Origin of the sequence: Paraburkholderia sp. BCC1885 (assembly GCF_900996235.1) — a bacterium.
In the GTDB taxonomy this organism is placed as follows: domain Bacteria; phylum Pseudomonadota; class Gammaproteobacteria; order Burkholderiales; family Burkholderiaceae; genus Paraburkholderia.
Genome location: NZ_CAAJGM010000047.1, coordinates 1 through 612, shown reverse-complemented (window position 1 = coordinate 612; position 612 = coordinate 1). Strand labels below are relative to the sequence as shown.

The window sequence follows — 612 nt, the reverse complement described above, 5'->3', positions numbered from 1 at the left end:
AGGATTTCGCGAGCTGCATTTGGTCCGACGGCGCGCACCTGCACGGCCTAGAGCAGATCCGCAGCGGCTTAGCGCAGCGCATGACGGCGCGCCCGGTGACCATCGAGCCGCTCGACATCCGCGTCTACGACAGCCTCGGCACGGTGGTCTACACGGTCGCGGAAGCCCATCAGTACGCCGACGGCGGCAGCGAGCCCGACATGGTGTTCGCCACCTACGTGATGATCCACGAGCGCGGCGAATGGCGGATCGCCCATATCCACGCCAGCCCGATCCCGGACCAGGCCGCCAGCCAGTTCGCCGCCAAGATCCGCCACGGCCAGGGCCCGCTGCACTGAGGCCGGCACGCGCGCGATGAGTACCGATACACCGCCGTCGCCACTCACCGGGCTCGCGCAGCCCGCCGCCGAGCTGCTGCGCTACGTGGCCCCGCGCTGGCTGCCCTCCAATCACGCCCAGACGATCTTCCCGGCGCTGTTCGGCCGCCGCCCCGAGGTGAGCTACCGGCGCGAGCGCTGGGACACGCCCGACGGCGACTTCATCGATCTCGACTGGGTCACCCACCCGCCCGGCGGCGTCGCCGGCGGCGAGCCCTCGCCCGAGGCGCCGCTG

At 71.7% G+C, this 612-nt stretch carries 1 protein-coding gene and 1 pseudogene; both read left to right on the top strand.

Features of this window, described 5'->3' with window-relative positions; all coding sequences use genetic code 11:
- Positions 1–338 (top strand): nuclear transport factor 2 family protein (locus FQ755_RS04235; RefSeq protein ID WP_144151242.1); only part of this gene is annotated, 338 nt, incomplete at its 5' end.
- Between the two features lie 16 nt (positions 339–354).
- Positions 355–612, top strand: a pseudogene (locus FQ755_RS04230) (alpha/beta hydrolase); the annotation flags it as partial.